The following is a 15529-nucleotide window of genomic DNA, read 5'->3' on the forward strand; positions in this document are numbered from 1 at the left end:
CGCTCTCCGCGGCGACTGCGCCGCTATTGGGAAGGTGGCCGTGCCTGGCCGTTGGATTCGACCCGTGCCGGGTCGTTTGCTGCCGGACGCGCCTGCGCCGGATCGATATTCGCAGGCAGGACCTGGGTCGGGTCGCCGCCGGGCTGCGCGGATTGGGCACCCGGACGCCCCAGGGCCTTGGACATCACCTCCTGCAGGCCACTGGCCGACAGGGCGTTGCCCAGGGCGGCATTATCGCCTGCCAGGGGCAACTTGCCCAAATCCATCTGCTGCATGTTCATCTGTTGCAGGTTCATCTGCGACATGTCCAGTTGCGGCATCTGCGGCATGCGCCAGTCCGGCAGCTGCGCGCGCATCCAGTGCACGCCGGGGCTGAGCACCGGCAACACCACCGACTGGCGCCAGGCCTGCTCGCGGGTCAGCGGGGTGAAGCTCATCAGCAGCACCAGCACCGCGGCGAAGAACCCGCCGCGCAGCGTGCCCAGGCCGAAGCCGAGCGCGCGGTCCGTGCCGGACAGCGCGGTGGCGCGGACCGCGCTGCGGATCACCATGCCGGTGATGCCCACCACCGCCATCGTCACCACGAAGGTCAGCGCGTAGCCGCCCAGATAGTAGGTCATGCTCGGATGCGCGCCGTCGGCCAGCCAGCGGCCGGCGTCGCCGCCGAACTGGAAGGTGGCCCAGCCGGACAGCAGCCACGACAGCGTGCCGACCACGATGCCGACGAAGCCGCGCAGCGCGCCGAGCAGCGCCGAGACCAGGATCACCGCCAGCAACACCATATCGATCATGCGCGCCTCCTGCGGCCAGGCCGCACCATGGCGGCGGCAGCGCGCCGCGGTTCCCTTCCCTGGTACATGCTTGCGACTCCGCGGGCCGAAGCCCGGTTCAAGGGTGTGGACGTACCATACCGCTGATGCCGACCTTGGAGGCGACCTGCGCGCGCAGCTGTTCGGCATCGGCGCGATTGGCGACCGGGCCGACCCGCACCCGGTTCAAGGCGCCCTTGTCGGTACGCACCTGCTCGACGAAGGCGCTGAATCCGGCGGCGCGAACCTTGTCGCGCAACGCGTTGGCATCCTCGGCCTTGGCGAAGGCGCCCAGTTGCACGGCGAAGCCGGTGCCGGACGCGGCCGGCACGCTCGGCACGCTCGGAGCGGGCTTGGCCGCCGCGACCGGCGCCGGCGCCGGCGTCGCGGCCGGCTTGGCCGGCTCGGGCTTGGGCTGCTCAGGCTTGGGCGCCGCGGCGACCGGCGGCTTGGCCGCGGCCACCGGCTTGGCCGGCTCCGGCGGCAGGGTTTCGGTCTTGGCCGGCGCCGCGGTCGCTGCCGGCGTCGCCGCGGCGGCCACCGAAGATGCGCTCGGCGCGTCCAGGGTCACCACCTGCGCATTGACGTCGTTGCGCACCTTCACCGCCTGCAGGCGTACCGACTCGGCCTGGGCGCGGTCGGCATACGGGCCGATCCGCACGCGCCAGGCCTGGCGCCCGCCGATCGTGGCCGCTTCGCGGAAGCCCGGCAGCTGCGCCTGCTTGAGCCGCGCGATCACCGCATCGGCGTCGGCCTGGGTGGAATAGGCGCCGAAATTGACCGCGTAGTTGCCGGCGGCCACGGTCGGCGGCAACGGCTGCGCGGCGCTGCCGGCCGCGGCCGGCGTGGCCAGGTCGGCGGCGTCGGGGTTGTCCTGCACCGGCGCCGGCGCCGCGGCCGGCGCGCTGGCCATGCCCACGGCACCGCCGCTGGGCGCGTCGCCCGGCGTCACCAGCGGCAACTCGCGGGTCTGGAACTGGCCGTCGGCCGGAGCGTCCGGGGCCTTCAGCGGAACATTGGCGACGCCGCTGTCGGGCGCGGGGCCCTTGACCAGCATCGGCAGGAAGATCACGGCGAGCGCCACCAGGACAAGGGCGCCAATCAGTCGCTGTTTCAGGACGGTATCCACGGAAAGCTTGAGGGGGCGGCATGGCGGAGTGCCGCAGCGATTATAAGGTCGGCCGGCTGCCGGCGCGGTCAGCCGGCTGAATGCAGCCAGTGCAAGGCGTCGGCCGCCGTATGGAACGAGCCGAACACCAGCACCCGGTCGCCCGGCCGCGCCTGCGCCAGGGCCTGCTGCAGCGCCTGCTCCACGTTATCGGCGACCACGCCTGCGGCCGCGTCGGTACCGGCCAGGCGCGCCCGCAACTGCGCGCCGCTCTGGCCGCGCGCGCCGGACAGCCCGGCCAGATGCCAGGCAGCGACCTGCCCGGCCAGCGCCTGCACCAAACCGGCCGCGTCCTTGTCGGCCAGGGCAGCGAACACCGCGCGGGTGGCGCCGGCGCAGGGCTGCGCCTGCAGCGCCGCGGCCAGTTCGCGCGCCGCCTGCGGGTTGTGGCCGACATCGACCAGCACCTCGACGCCGTCGCGCACGAACGGCTGCAGCCGTCCGCGCAACTGCGCCGCGGCGATGCCCTCGGCGTAGGCGGTGCGCGGCAAGGCCCTGCGCAGCGCGCGCAAGGCGGCGATGGCGGTGGCGGCGTTGGCGCGCTGCACCGGCGCGCGCAGCTGCGGCGACGGCAACTCCAGCTCGGTGCCGACGTCGCGCCAGCGCCACTGGTCGGCATCGATCGGCTCATGGAAGAAATCGCTGCCGGCGCGGATCGCGTTGGCGCCGATCGCATAGGCGCGGCGCAGCACGCTCGACGGCGGATCGATCTCGCCCAGCACCAGCGGTTTCCACGGCCGCGCGATGCCGGCCTTCTCCGCGCCGATCGCCTCGCGGTCCGCCCCCAGCCAGTCGGTGTGGTCGATATCGACGGTGGTGATCACCGCCACGTCGGCATCGACCAGGTTGACCGCATCCAGGCGTCCGCCCAGGCCCACTTCCAGCACCGCCAGGTCCAGCTCGGCCTGCTGGAACAGCCACAGCGCGGCCAAGGTGCCGTATTCGAAATAGGTCAGCGGGGTGTCGCCGCGCGCGGCGTCCACCGCCTCGAAGCCGGCCACCAGCTGCGCGTCGCTGGCCTCTTGCCCGCCGATGCGGACGCGCTCGTTGTAGCGCAGCAGGTGCGGCGAGGTGTAGCTGCCGACGGTCCAGCCGCCGGCACGCGCGATCGCCTCGACGAAGGCCACGGTCGAGCCCTTGCCGTTGGTGCCGCCGACGGTGACGACCTTCTTCGCCGGCCGGTCCAGGCCCATGCGCGCGGCCACCGCGCGCACGCGCTCCAGGCCCATCGCGATGTCCTGCGGGTGTTGCTGCTCGATGTAGGCGAGCCATTCGGGGAGGGTTTTCATCTGTGTATTTTCAGCCTTTCGACGAGGCGCGTTCGATCACCCGCCCACCTCTTGGAAGCAACAGCTTTCGCGCTGACGCGCGAGTCACTTTTCTTTGCTTGTGCAAAGAAAAGTAACCAAAAGAAAGCACACCCGGGCGACGCGCCCTCCGCGCTTCGCGCTCCGGGTGCGCACGTGGCATGGGCATTTTTCGAAGGCACATCCATGTGCCTACGAAAAACGGCGCGCATCGTGCGCGCCGCCCCTTCGGGGTATTCGCCCATGCCACGTGCCGCGTCTCACGGGACCCGAAAAGCGAAGCAAAAGCAAAAGCGTGCACTCGGTCAGGAATCGGAGCCGCCACTCCAAATTTGCGGATTTCGCCGCCTACAGCGCCCGATGCTTGGCCTCGCCGAAGAACGGCGTGTGATGCGCGCAATCGTTTAGCCGCACCACTTCCAGGTGCTCGACGTCCGGGCCTTCCAGCAGGTTCAGCGTGGTCGGCGCCTGGCGGAAGCTCCACAGCTTGGCGATCGGCAGGCCCAGCACCCGGCACAGGATCACCCGGTTGACCGCATCGTGCGCCACCACCAGCAAGGTGTCGTACTCGCCCAGACCCTCGGCGGCGCGGGTCAGGCCGCGCCAGGAACGGTCCAGCACCTGGCGCAGCGATTCGCCGCCCGGCATCAGCACCGTGTCCGGCTCCTCGCGCCAGGCGCGCAGGCGTGCCGGATCCTTGTCGTTGATCTCGCTGGCGAGCAGGCCTTCCCATTCGCCGTGCGCGATCTCCTGCAGGTCCGGATCGGTCAGCAGCATCGCCTCGCGCTGCGCGCCCAGCGCGTAGCGGGCGGTGCTCTGCGCGCGCGACAGCGGCGAGGCCACCGCGCGGGTCAGCGGCACGTCGCGCAGGCGCGCGCCGAGCGCCTGTGCCTGCGCCTCGCCGACCGGCGACAACGCGATGTCGATCTGGCCCTGGTAGCGGCCTTCGGCGTTCCACGGGGTTTCGCCGTGACGAGCGAGCAGGATGCGCATGCGCTGGAATTCCGTTGGGGGAGAGGTTGCCGTCTCGCGAGCGAAAACGGAGCGGCATGATACCTGCTCCGCCGCCGGAAACCCCCGAAACGCATCCCGCTCCGCGGCCGCCACGCCGGGCGTTTAACGCCCGGCAGGCCGCGCAATGGCGGCACAGGCCGCCGCCACGCCAGGCGCGGTTACTGCGCCAGGTTCAGTTCCTTCAGCAGCCGCGGCGCCGGCGCCACTTCCTGCATGATCCAGTGCAGGTAGCGCGAATCCACCGCGATCATCCGGGTCATGGCCGGGTCGAACACCCAGTTGGAACTCACCGACTCCCAGTTGCCGTCGAACGCCAGCCCGACCAACTTGCCCTGCGCATCGAGCACCGGCGAGCCGGAGTTGCCGCCGGTGATGTCCAGATCGGACAGGAAATCGACCGGCACCGAACCCAGCCGCTTGTCCTCCAGCCCGCCGTAGCGCTTGGCCTTGGCCGCGTCGAGCAGGGCCTTGGGCGAATCGAACGGATCGGCGCCGGTGTCCTTGGCCAGCACGCCTTCCAGCGTGGTGAACGGGGTGTAGGCCACGCCATCCTTGGGCGTGTATCCCTTGACGTTGCCGAAGGTGATGCGCAGCGAGGAGTTGGCATCGGGATAGACCGACTCGCCCTGGCTCTTCTTGTAGTCGGCCAAGGCCTGAAGGTAACGCGGACGCGCCAGCAGTTCCTCGCCTTCGCGGCGCTTCTCCTCGTGCTCTATCTGCAGCAGCGCCGGCATCAGCGCCACCGCATAGCGCAGCGCCGGGTCGTCGCTGGATTCGAACGCGGCACGGTCGGCGCGCAACCACTTCAGGCGCTCCTCGGTGCTGCCCAGCTTGGTGCCGGCCAGCCGCGCGGCGGCGGCCTGCGCATCGGCGCCGGCCAGCCACTGGTCCAGCGCCGGCAACCGCTGCGCCTTCGGCAGCTTCAGGTACTGGTCGAACCAGTAGCGCTGCAGTTGGCCGTCCATCGACGCGACGTAACGGCGTTCCATCTGCTTCTGCGCGCCCTCGATCTCCGGCAGGTCGCGTTCCTGGTAGCCGGGTTCGCGCTCGGCATCGGGCTTGGCCCGCTCGATCGACAGGCGGTACAGCGACAGCGCGCTGCCGAGCACGCCGGTGCGGCGCATCTGGCGCAGGATCAGGTCGCGGTCGCGGGTGGCCTTGGCCTGTTCGTCCAGCGCCAGCAGCTGCGCATGCGCCTGCAGCGCGGCGCGGCCGTCGCGGCCCTGGCGCTTGAGCCAGGCCAGCACCGCGCGTTCCTCGGCCTGCTTCTGCGCGGCCGCGTCGATGCGCTTGAAGCCTTCCAGCTGCCCTTCGTAGTTCTTGGCAACGTTGTTCCAGCTGGCCATCGTCGCCGCGTACTTCACCTGGATGTCCGGGTCCTGCTTGCCGGCCTGCTCGACCAGCGCGATCAGGTCGCGGTACTGGCGGCCGGCGGTGGGATAGGCCCAGTTGGCGGTGGCGTCGAATTCGGAGGCCAGCGCGTAGCGGTTGGTGCGGCCCGGATAGCCGGCCACCATCACGAAATCGCCGGCGCCCAGCGGCTGGTCGGCGAACTTCAGGAAATGCCTGGGCTGGTACGGCACGTTGTCCTTGGCATAGGCCGCGGGCTTGCCGTCCTTGCCGACATAGGCGCGGTAGAACGAGAAATCGCCGGTGTGGCGCGGCCACATCCAGTTGTCGACGTCGCCGCCGAACTTGCCGATGCCCGACGGCGGCGCGTACGCCAGGCGCACGTCGCGGATCTCCAGGGTGCGGAACAGCCGGTAGGTATTGCCGCCGGCGAAGCTGTACAGCTCGCAGCGGTAGCCGGCCTCGGCTTCGCAGGCCGCGACCTGCGCCTTGTCGAACGCCTCCAGCGCCTGGGTGCGCTTGAGCGCGTCGCTGCCGGCGGCGGCCATCGCGGCCTTGGCCTGCTCGGTGACGTCGCTGATGCGGTCGAGCACGTAGATGCGCGCGTTCGGCCCGGCGCTGAGCTCGGCACCGTTGCTGGCCGCGCTGAAACCGTCGCGGATCAGGTTCTTCTGCGGCGTGGAATTGAGCTGGATCGCGCCGTAGGCGCAATGATGGTTGGTCACCACCAGGCCCTGCGGCGACACGAAGCTGGCGGTGCAGCCGACCAGCGACACCACCGCGCCCATCGGATCGCCGGTCAGGTCAGCCAGTTGCTGCGGCGACAGCTTCAACCCGGCCTGCTGCAGTTGGCCGGCGATATCCGGCAATTGCTGCGGCACCCACATGCCTTCGCCGGCACGGGCGGCCGGGGCACAGGCCAGGGTGGCGACGACGGCGACAGCCAATAGATTCGAGCGCATCGAATGGATTCCTTCGCGACAGGCATGAAATAGACGTTAGATTGTAACGAATGCAACCGCCGCCACGAGCATGACCAACGGCACCCCGCACGCGCCGCAACATGGCCGGATCGGCGGGCGGCTTATACTTCGCGCCCTCTCAACCCGAGTCTTGCACCGCCATGGCGCAAACAATGAAGGCGCTGGTCAAGCGCGACGCAGCCAAGGGCATCTGGCTGGAACAGGTGCCGGTGCCGGTGCCCGGCCCCAACGAAGTGCTGATCAAGCTGGAGAAGACCGCGATCTGCGGTACCGATCTGCACATCTATCTGTGGGACGAATGGAGCCAGCGCACGATCAAGCCCGGCCTGACCATCGGCCACGAGTTCGTCGGCCGCATCGCCGAACTCGGCTCGGCGGTCAGCGGCTACCAGGTCGGCCAGCGCGTCTCGGCCGAAGGCCACATCGTCTGCGGCCATTGCCGCAACTGCCGTGGCGGGCGCCCGCACCTGTGCCCGAACACGGTCGGCATCGGCGTCAACGTCAACGGCGCCTTCGCCGAATACATGGTGATGCCGGCCTCCAACCTGTGGCCGATCCCGGACCAGATCCCGTCCGAACTGGCCGCGTTCTTCGATCCGTACGGCAACGCCGCGCACTGCGCGCTGGAGTTCGACGTGATCGGCGAGGACGTGCTGATCACCGGCGCCGGCCCGATCGGCATCATCGCCGCCGGCATCTGCAAGCACATCGGCGCGCGCAACGTGGTGGTCACCGACGTCAACGATTTCCGCCTCAAGCTCGCCGCCGACATGGGCGCCACACGTGTGGTCAACGTCGCCAACACCTCGCTGAAGGAGGTGATGGCCGACCTGCACATGGAAGGCTTCGACGTCGGCCTGGAGATGAGCGGCAATCCGCGCGCGTTCAACGACATGCTCGACTGCATGTACCACGGCGGCAAGATCGCCATGCTCGGCATCATGCCGCGCGGCGCCGGCTGCGACTGGGACAAGATCATCTTCAAGGGCCTGACCGTGCAGGGCATCTACGGCCGCAAGATGTACGAGACCTGGTACAAGATGACCCAACTGGTGCTGTCCGGTTTCCCGCTCGGCAAGGTGCTGACCCACCAGTTGACCATCGACGAGTTCCAGAAGGGCTTCGACCTGATGGAAGAAGGCAAGGCCGGCAAGGTGGTGTTGAGCTGGTAAGGTCCGGCGCGGCGGCGGCGATGCCGCGCTGCGCCGCCAGGACGTGCGTCGTCGGCCTGGCGATCGCACAAAGAAGAAGGGCGCCGCAAGGCGCCCTTCTTCGTTCGCGACGGTGTTGCGCGGATCAGAACGCGATCGTTCCCGAGACCGCGAAGCGGTGGTCGGCCAGCTTCTCGGTGAAGTTCTGGTTGCCCTTGTCGTCGGTGTCGTAGTAGCCCACGCTCAACGCCAGCGGACCGACCATCTTGCCGACGCTGACGCTGTAGTCGGTGTAGTCCTGGTACTGCGACAACGCGCTGGCATAGGTGGTGCGGCCGACGTGCGCGCCGATGCTGAAGTCGTTCGGCAGGCTCCAGTTCCCGTCCAGCGCGTAGTAGAAGCTGTCCTCGTCTAGGTTGTAGACGTCGTCGGTATACGCCACGGTCAAGGAGTAGGTCTTGAGGAACTTGGTCTTGGTGATCAGTTCGTTGTAGTTCAACTTGCCGGCGCCCGGATAACCGTAGCGGTTGACCATCACGTCGAAGTTCCAGTTCTCGGAGAAATCGACGTTGTAGCCGATGAAGCCGTCCACTTCCCAATCAGGGTCGCCGGCGCCGAAATCGACGTTGGAACCCCAGGTGCCGACGTACAGGCCGAACGGCGAGGTGTAGGTGAGGCCGGCCTGGAACGCAGGGCCTTCGTTGGTCTGCGAGACGCCGCGGAACACGTAGTCGCTGACCACGCCATAGGAGCCGGTAATCGGCGAGGCAGCAGCCTCGTCCTGGGCCAACGCACTCAGCGGGGAGGCGGCCAGCGCCACGGCCAGGGCGACACCAAGCTTGATCTTGTTCACCGGTAATTCTCCTGCGGGTTGACGAGGGGGGTGGTTCCAGCGCGCACTGCAATGCTGGCTTCACACTTTTTTAACCGGTTTTTTCTTGCAGTGCAACACTTTCAAGACAAACCAAGTCATCGCAGGCCTTGCGGCTGCGTCCTTCGGGTCAAACCTTGTCTACGCCATGCGCCCGCGTTCTGCGCCGCGCCAGCGGACCGGCCCGCTTCTCGTTCTGATTGCCGGCCGGGAACACCGTGGGAGCGACTTCAGTCGCGACGGGCCTCCCCGGTAACGCGCGTCGCGACTGAAGTCGCTCCCACAGAAGTCGCTTGCGCACATGCCGTCGAGTGCAAAGACGACGAGCGAAACGCGCGAGCGCGGTTGCGCGCCGTATCCCGAATCCGTTAGCCGCGCTGCTGCGCGAACAGGCCGAAGCGGCGTGCGCTCAGCTGCAGCACCTGGCCGGGCGCATAGCGCGTCGCGCCCTCGCCCGCCGGCAACTCCACTTCCACTTCGTCCTGGCCATGCGCCAGCTGCGCGCGCAGGCGCAGGCGCGAGCCGCTGCGCTGCGAGGACAGCACCGTCGCCGCCCAGCCGCTGTCGCTGGGCGCCAGATCTTCCGGGCGCACGTACAGGTCGACCGGGCCGCTGGACAGCGGCGTATCCGGCGCCGGCAGCGCCAGGCCGGCGACCTGCAGCTGGCCGTCGTGCAGCTGTGCCGGCAGCCGGTTGACCGCGCCGACGAAGCCGTACACGAACGGCGACACCGGGCGGTCGTAGACGTCGGCCGGGCTGCCGAGCTGTTCGATGCGCCCGCGGTTGAGGATCGCCACGCGGTCGGCCAGTTCCAGCGCCTCTTCCTGGTCGTGGGTGACGAACACCGTGGTCAGCCCGGTGCGGTCGTGCAGCTCGCGCAGCCAGCGCCGCAGGTCGCGCCGCACCTGCGCGTCGAGCGCGCCGAACGGTTCGTCCAGCAGCAGCACGCGCGGCTCGATCGCCAGCGCGCGCGCCAGCGCCACGCGCTGGCGCTGGCCGCCGGACAGTTGGGTCGGATAGCGCGATTCCAGGCCGTCCAGTTGCACCAGCGCGAGCAACTCGGTCACCCGCGCGCGGATCGCCGATTCGGCCAGGCGCTCGGCGCCGCGGCGCACGCGCAGGCCGAAGGCGATATTGTCGCGCACGGTCATGTGCCGGAACAGCGCGTAGTGCTGGAACACGAAGCCGACCCGGCGCGACTGCACCGGCAGACCGGTCGCGTCCTCGCCGTCGATCAGCACGCGCCCGGCGTCGGCATGCTCCAGCCCGGCGATCACTCGCAGCAAGGTGGTCTTGCCCGAGCCGGACGGCCCCAGCAATGCCAGCAACTCGCCCTGGCGGATGTCCAGGCTGACGTCGTCGAGCGCGACGAACTCGTCGAAACGCTTGCCCAGGTGCTGTACGCGGATGGTCATCGCAACCTCAGTGTCGGTGATTGGCGGCCAGCGATTCGCCGTGGCGCCATTCCAGGTAGGACTTCAGCGCCAGGGTCAGCAGCGCGGTCAGCGCCAGCAGGCTGGCGCAGGCGAACGCGGCGCTGTAGGCGTACTCGTTGTAGAGGATCTCCACGTGCAGCGGCAACGTGTTGGTGCGCCCGCGGATGTGCCCGGACACCACCGACACCGCGCCGAACTCGCCCATCGCCCGCGCACTGCACAGCAGCACGCCGTACAGCAGGCCCCAGCGGATGTTGGGCATGGTCACCCGCCAGAACATCTGCCAACCGTTGGCGCCCAGGCTCAACGCCGCCAGTTCCTCGTCGCTGCCCTGCTGCTCCATCAGCGGCATCAGCTCGCGGGCGATGAACGGGAAGGTGACGAAGGTCGTCGCCAGCACGATGCCGGGCAGCGCGAACACGATCCGCGGCAGCTGCAGCAGCACCTCGCCGAACACCGGCAGGTGCAGCCGCCAGCCTTCGTCGATCAGCGGCCAGGCCCAGCCGCTGCGGCCGAAGATCAGGATGAAGACCAGGCCGGCGACCACCGGCGACACCGAGAACGGCAGGTCGATCAGGCTCACCAGCAGGCGCTTGCCGGGGAAGGAGTGCTTGCTCACCGCCCACGCCGCGGCCACGCCGAACACCAGGTTCAACGGCACCACGATCGCGGTCACCAGCAGGGTCAGGCGGATCGCCGCGAGCGCATCGGGATCGGAGATCGCCCGCCAGAACACGCCGATACCGCCGCGCAGCGCCTCGACGAACACCAGCAGCAGCGGCAGGAACAGGAACGACAGCAGGAAGCCCAGCGCGCCGAGGATCAGCAGCACCTGCACCCACCATGGCTCGGTGGTGACCGAAGCGACGCGACGGCGGGCAGCAGGCGGCGATGCGCTCAACGCAGTCTCCGAGAACGGGATGGTCAAGCTGGACACGGTATCGTTCATCTCAATGCGCCGCCAGACCGCGCCGCGCGAAGCGCGCCTGCACGCCGTTGACCACCAGCAGCATCAGCAACGACAGCAGCAGCATCGCCGCGGCGATCGCGGTCGCGCCGGCGTAGTCGAATTCCTCCAGGCGGATGGTGATCAGCAGCGGCGCGATCTCGGTCGCGTTGGGCAGGTTGCCGGCGATGAAGATCACCGAGCCGTACTCGCCGATGCCGCGCGCGAAGGCCAGCGCGAATCCGGTCAGCACCGCCGGCCACAGCGCCGGCAGCACCACGCGGCGGATGGTCTGCCAGCGGCCGGCGCCGAGCGTGGCCGCGGCCTCTTCCACGTCGCGCTCGGCCTCGGCCAGCACCGGCTGCACGATCCGCACCACGAACGGCAGCCCCACGAACACCAGCGCCACCACGATGCCGAGCTGGGTGTAGGCGATCTTCAGCCCCAACGGTTCCAGCCAACGGCCGACCCAGCCGTTGCCGCCATACAGCGCGGTCAGCGCGATGCCGGCCACCGCGGTCGGCAGCGCGAACGGCAGGTCGATCATCGCGTCGAACAGGCGCTTGCCGGGGAAGCGGTAGCGCACGAACACCCAGGCCACCCAGGTGCCCATCACCGCATTGAACGCGGCGGCGACGAAGGCGGTGCCGAAGCTGACCCGCAGCGCCGACAGCACCCGCGGTTCGCTCCACACCTGCCACACGCCGTGCCAACCCAGGCCGCTGGTCTTGAGCACCACGCCCAGCAACGGGATCAGCACCACCAGTCCCAGCCAGGTCAGGGTGATGCCCAGGCTCAGGCCGAGCCCGGGAATCACCCTGCGCCGCGACGGAGCGCGCGTGGCCGCGGCGGCATTCACTCCCATCGCGTCACTTGCTCGCCTGGATCTGGTCGAACAGGCCGCCATCGTTGAAGTGCTCGGCCTGGGCCTTGGCCCAGGAGCCGAACGCCTGGTCGATGGTCACCAGCTGCACCTTCGGCAGGCGCGCGATGTCGGCGCGGTCGGCGTATTCGGGATGGCGCGGGCGGTAGTAGTGCTTGGCCGCGATCTTCTGCCCTTCCGGCGAATACAGATATTTCAGGTATTCCTCGGCGACGTCGCGGGTACCGTGCTTGTCCACGTTCTTGTCGACCACCGCCACCGACGGCTCGGCCAGGATCGACAGCTTCGGCACCACGATCTCGAACTTGTCCTTGCCCAGTTCCTCCTGCGCCAGGAACGCCTCGTTCTCCCAGGCCAGCAGCACGTCGCCGATGCCGCGCTGGACGAAGGTGGTGGTGGCGCCGCGCGCGCCGGTGTCCAGCACCGGCACGTTGCGGAACAGCGCGCGCATGTAGCCGAGGATGCGCTCGCGGTCGCCCTTGAAGATGTGGTCGGCGTAGGCCCAGGCCGCCAGGTAGTTCCAGCGCGCGCCGCCGGAGGTCTTCGGATTCGGGGTGATCACCGACACGCCGGTGCGCAGCAGGTCCGGCCAGTCCTTGATCTTCTTCGGGTTGCCCTTGCGCACCAGGAACACAATGGTGGAGGTGTACGGCGCGCTGTTGTCGGGCAGGCGCTTGGCCCAGCCCGGATCGATCAGCTTGCCCTTGTCGGCGATCGCGTCCACGTCGTAGGCCAGCGCCAGCGTCACCACATCGGCCTCGACCCCGTCGATCACCGAGCGCGCCTGCTTGCCGGAACCGCCATGCGAGGTTTCCACCGTCACCTTGTCGCCGCTGTGGGTCTGCTCCCAGTGCTTGGCGAAGGCGGCGTTGTAGTCGCGGTACAGCTCGCGCGTGGGATCGTAGGACACGTTGAGCAGCTGCACGTCGCGCGCGGCGGCGGTGCCGGCGAACGCGCACAGCGCGAGCGCGAGCAGCGGGCTGAATCGGCGCGGCAGGAGGCTGGGCATGGACGGATCTCCGGAAGAGGGTCAGGGGGCACGGGCGGTCCGGCCATGCGACCACGGCCAGTGCGCCATGCTGCGCAGCCGCATTGGTCCGGTGAAATGACTTCGCCGTCGATGCTTATGCCATTTTTGCATGACGCCCGCCGACCTTCGCACACGCCGCGTTAAAATCTCCACCTCTCCCGCCTGCGCGTGCCCGTCATGACCGATTCCCGCCTCACCCAGCACTACGCCGACGAACTGGACGCGATCCGCGCGCAGGGCCTGTTCAAGTCCGAACGCATCATCGTCGGCCCGCAGTCGGCCGAGATCGTGCTGGCCGACGGCCGCCGCGTGCTGAACTTCTGCGCCAACAACTACCTGGGCCTGGCCGACCACCCGGCGCTGATAGCCGCGGCCAAGGACGCGCTGGACACCCACGGCTTCGGCATGGCCTCGGTGCGCTTCATCTGCGGCACCCAGGACCTGCACAAGCAACTGGAAGCGCGCATCGCCGAGTTCTTCGGCACCGAGGACACCATCCTCTACGCCGCCTGCTTCGACGCCAACGGCGGCCTGTTCGAGCCGCTGCTCGGCGAGGCCGATGCGATCATTTCCGACGCGCTCAACCATGCCTCGATCATCGACGGCGTGCGCCTGTGCAAGGCCAAGCGCTTCCGCTACGCCAACTGCGACATGGCCGACCTGGAAGCGCAGCTGCAGGCCGCCGACGCGGCCGGCTGCAAGACCAAGCTGATCACCAGCGACGGCGTGTTCTCGATGGACGGCTTCATCGCCCCGCTGGACGAGATCACCGCGCTGGCGAAGCAGTACGGCGCGCTGGTGCATATCGACGAGTGCCACGCCACCGGCTTCCTCGGCGCGACCGGCCGCGGCTCGGCCGAGGTCAAGGGCGTGCTGGACCGGATCGACATCTTCACCGGCACCCTGGGCAAGGCCATGGGCGGCGCGCTGGGCGGCTTCACCACCGGCCGGCGCGAGGTGATCGAACTGCTGCGCCAGCGCTCGCGCCCCTACCTGTTCTCCAATTCGCTGCCGCCGCACGTGGTCGCCGCCGGGATCAAGGCCTTCGCGATGCTGGACGCGGCCGCCGACCTGCGCGCGCAACTGGTCGAGAACACCCGCCACTTCCGCGAGCGCATGGCCGCGGCCGGCTTCGACATCAAGCCCGGCACCCACCCGATCTGCCCGGTGATGCTGTACGACGCGCCGCTGGCGCAGCGCTTCGCCGAGCGGCTGCTGGAGGAAGGCATCTATGCGATCGGCTTCTTCTTCCCGGTGGTGCCCAAGGGGCAGGCGCGGATCCGCACCCAGATCAGCGCTGCGCACACGCGCGCGCAGCTGGACCGGGCGATCGACGCCTTCGTCCGCATCGGCCGCGAGTTGAACGTCATCCCCGCCTGAGCATGCGCACGGTCCTGCGCCAACGGCTGTTGCTGGCGGCGCGGACCGATGCACACGCGCAAGCGCTGGAGGACGGCTGGGAGACGCGCTGCCTGCATTGCCGCCGGCGCCTGCGCCTGCGCGCCGACGGCGAACCGCTCGGGCACAGCACGTTGGAGCACGTGGTGCCGCAGGCCTGGTTCGGCCGCCGCGCGGCAGCGCCGCTATGCGCCCTGGTCGGCGGCGACCCGAACGATGCGCGCAATCTGGCGCTGGCCTGCGCCAGCTGCAACCACACCAAGGGCCGCCATCACGATGCGCGCGGCCCGCAGGATGCGCGCGCCTACGCGGTGGTCGCCGCCCTGCTCAGCGCACGGCTGGCGCGCTGGCGTCCGCTGCCGGCGCCAGCGCCCTGACCTCGGCGGCACTGAGTTCGCGCCAGGCGCCCTTGCCCAGTTCGCCCAGCGCCAGCCCGCCGATCGCCACCCGCACCAGACGCAGCACGCCCAGATCGAGTTCGGCCAGCAGGCGCCGGATCTGCCGGTTGCGGCCCTCGTCCAGTACCACTTCGAGCCAGGCGTGCTTGTCGCCTTGCCGCAGCAGCCGCACCTGCTTGGCGCGCAGCGGCTCGCCGTCGGCGACCACGCCGGCGCACATGCGCGCCAGCAATGCCGCATCGGGCAGCGCATCGACCTGCACGTGATAGGTCTTGTCCGGGCCGCTGGCCGGATCGGCGACCCGCGCCGCCCACTGCGGATCGTTGCAGAACAGCAACAGGCCCTCGCTGGCCTTGTCCAGGCGCCCGACCGGCGCCAGCCAGGGCAATCCGGCACCGTCGAAACAGCGGTAGACGGTATCGCGGCCGCGCTCGTCCTGCGCGGTGGTGACCAGGCCGCGCGGCTTGTTGAGCATCAGGTACAGGCGCTGCGTGGCGGCCAGCGGAAGGCCATCGAGCGCCAGGCGGTGGCGGCCGCGCAGGATCGGGAATTCGGGATCGGTGACGGTGCGGCCGTCGACCGCGACGCGGCCGGCGGCGATCCAGCGCGCGGCTTCGGTGCGCGAGCACAGGCCGAGCTTGGACAGCGTGCGCGCCAGGCCGTGGCGGGCTTCGCCGGCCGCAGCCGCGCGCGGCGACCGCGGGGCGCCGGCCGCCGGCACCGCGGGGCGCGGCGCGGGGCGGCGGGAACGCGAAGGAGGCTTCACCGCGCGCGCTTCGTACGCA

General features: G+C 69.5%; 14 protein-coding genes. 3 read left to right on the forward strand and 11 right to left on the reverse strand.

The features are described 5' to 3' along the window. Nucleotides 1-23: 23 nt before the first annotated feature. The 5 genes from JR064_RS17965 to JR064_RS17985 all read right to left on the reverse strand — a co-directional run bounded on the left by JR064_RS17965 (nucleotide 24) and on the right by JR064_RS17985 (nucleotide 6610). Complete coding sequence (locus JR064_RS17965; RefSeq protein ID WP_206230640.1) at nucleotides 24-791, reverse strand: CvpA family protein; 768 nt, start codon at nucleotides 789-791, stop codon at nucleotides 24-26. A gap of 97 nt (nucleotides 792-888) precedes the next feature. Beyond that, on the reverse strand, nucleotides 889-1938 hold the full coding sequence (locus JR064_RS17970) for an SPOR domain-containing protein (protein WP_206230641.1): 1050 nt from the start codon (nucleotides 1936-1938) through the stop codon (nucleotides 889-891). A gap of 68 nt (nucleotides 1939-2006) precedes the next feature. Next, a complete protein-coding gene (gene folC / locus JR064_RS17975) occupies nucleotides 2007-3266 on the reverse strand; it encodes a bifunctional tetrahydrofolate synthase/dihydrofolate synthase (RefSeq protein ID WP_206230642.1) in 1260 nt (419 codons plus the stop codon). Between the two features lie 366 nt (nucleotides 3267-3632). After that, nucleotides 3633-4277 (reverse strand): histidine phosphatase family protein, encoded by a 645-nt coding sequence (locus JR064_RS17980; protein WP_191825047.1) that lies wholly within the window; start codon nucleotides 4275-4277, stop codon nucleotides 3633-3635. A gap of 179 nt (nucleotides 4278-4456) precedes the next feature. Continuing rightward, nucleotides 4457-6610, reverse strand: a complete 2154-nt coding sequence (locus tag JR064_RS17985) for a S46 family peptidase (RefSeq protein ID WP_206230643.1) — start codon at nucleotides 6608-6610, stop codon at nucleotides 4457-4459. Between the two features lie 161 nt (nucleotides 6611-6771). Between JR064_RS17985 and tdh the strand changes: the two genes are divergently transcribed. After that, nucleotides 6772-7803, forward strand: a complete 1032-nt coding sequence (gene tdh, locus JR064_RS17990; protein WP_179570610.1) for an L-threonine 3-dehydrogenase — start codon at nucleotides 6772-6774, stop codon at nucleotides 7801-7803. A gap of 124 nt (nucleotides 7804-7927) precedes the next feature. Here tdh and JR064_RS17995 read toward each other — a convergent pair whose 3' ends face one another. The 5 genes from JR064_RS17995 to JR064_RS18015 form a co-directional block, all read right to left on the reverse strand. Further along, entirely contained in the window at nucleotides 7928-8581 is a 654-nt protein-coding gene (locus JR064_RS17995; RefSeq protein WP_425510314.1) for a TorF family putative porin, read from the reverse strand. A 440-nt stretch (nucleotides 8582-9021) separates the two neighbouring features. Beyond that, the gene (locus JR064_RS18000) at nucleotides 9022-10068 is read right to left on the reverse strand and encodes a sulfate/molybdate ABC transporter ATP-binding protein (RefSeq protein ID WP_179570608.1); all 1047 of its coding nucleotides are present in this window, start codon (nucleotides 10066-10068) and stop codon (nucleotides 9022-9024) included. A gap of 7 nt (nucleotides 10069-10075) precedes the next feature. Then, nucleotides 10076-11038, reverse strand: a complete 963-nt coding sequence (gene cysW / locus JR064_RS18005) for a sulfate ABC transporter permease subunit CysW (RefSeq protein ID WP_225209830.1) — start codon at nucleotides 11036-11038, stop codon at nucleotides 10076-10078. A gap of 1 nt (nucleotide 11039) precedes the next feature. Beyond that, complete coding sequence (gene cysT / locus JR064_RS18010; protein WP_179570607.1) at nucleotides 11040-11900, reverse strand: sulfate ABC transporter permease subunit CysT; 861 nt, start codon at nucleotides 11898-11900, stop codon at nucleotides 11040-11042. A gap of 4 nt (nucleotides 11901-11904) precedes the next feature. Next, the gene (locus JR064_RS18015; protein WP_225209831.1) at nucleotides 11905-12927 is read right to left on the reverse strand and encodes a sulfate ABC transporter substrate-binding protein; all 1023 of its coding nucleotides are present in this window, start codon (nucleotides 12925-12927) and stop codon (nucleotides 11905-11907) included. A 198-nt stretch (nucleotides 12928-13125) separates the two neighbouring features. Between JR064_RS18015 and kbl the strand changes: the two genes are divergently transcribed. Both kbl and JR064_RS18025 read left to right on the forward strand, forming a co-directional pair. After that, a complete protein-coding gene (gene kbl, locus JR064_RS18020; RefSeq protein ID WP_206230645.1) occupies nucleotides 13126-14328 on the forward strand; it encodes a glycine C-acetyltransferase in 1203 nt (400 codons plus the stop codon). A 2-nt stretch (nucleotides 14329-14330) separates the two neighbouring features. Then, nucleotides 14331-14723: an HNH endonuclease gene (locus JR064_RS18025; protein WP_191825050.1), complete on the forward strand. Its 393-nt coding sequence runs from the start codon at nucleotides 14331-14333 to the stop codon at nucleotides 14721-14723. On the opposite strand, the gene JR064_RS18030 is transcribed toward JR064_RS18025, so the two are convergent. Continuing rightward, the gene (locus JR064_RS18030) at nucleotides 14674-15510 is read right to left on the reverse strand and encodes a pseudouridine synthase (RefSeq protein ID WP_425510313.1); all 837 of its coding nucleotides are present in this window, start codon (nucleotides 15508-15510) and stop codon (nucleotides 14674-14676) included. The two genes, JR064_RS18025 and JR064_RS18030, sit on opposite strands and share 50 nt — an antisense overlap. Nucleotides 15511-15529: the final 19 nt, after the last annotated feature.

Origin of the sequence: Xanthomonas bonasiae, from assembly GCF_017163705.1 — a bacterium.
GTDB lineage: Bacteria > Pseudomonadota > Gammaproteobacteria > Xanthomonadales > Xanthomonadaceae > Xanthomonas_A > Xanthomonas_A bonasiae.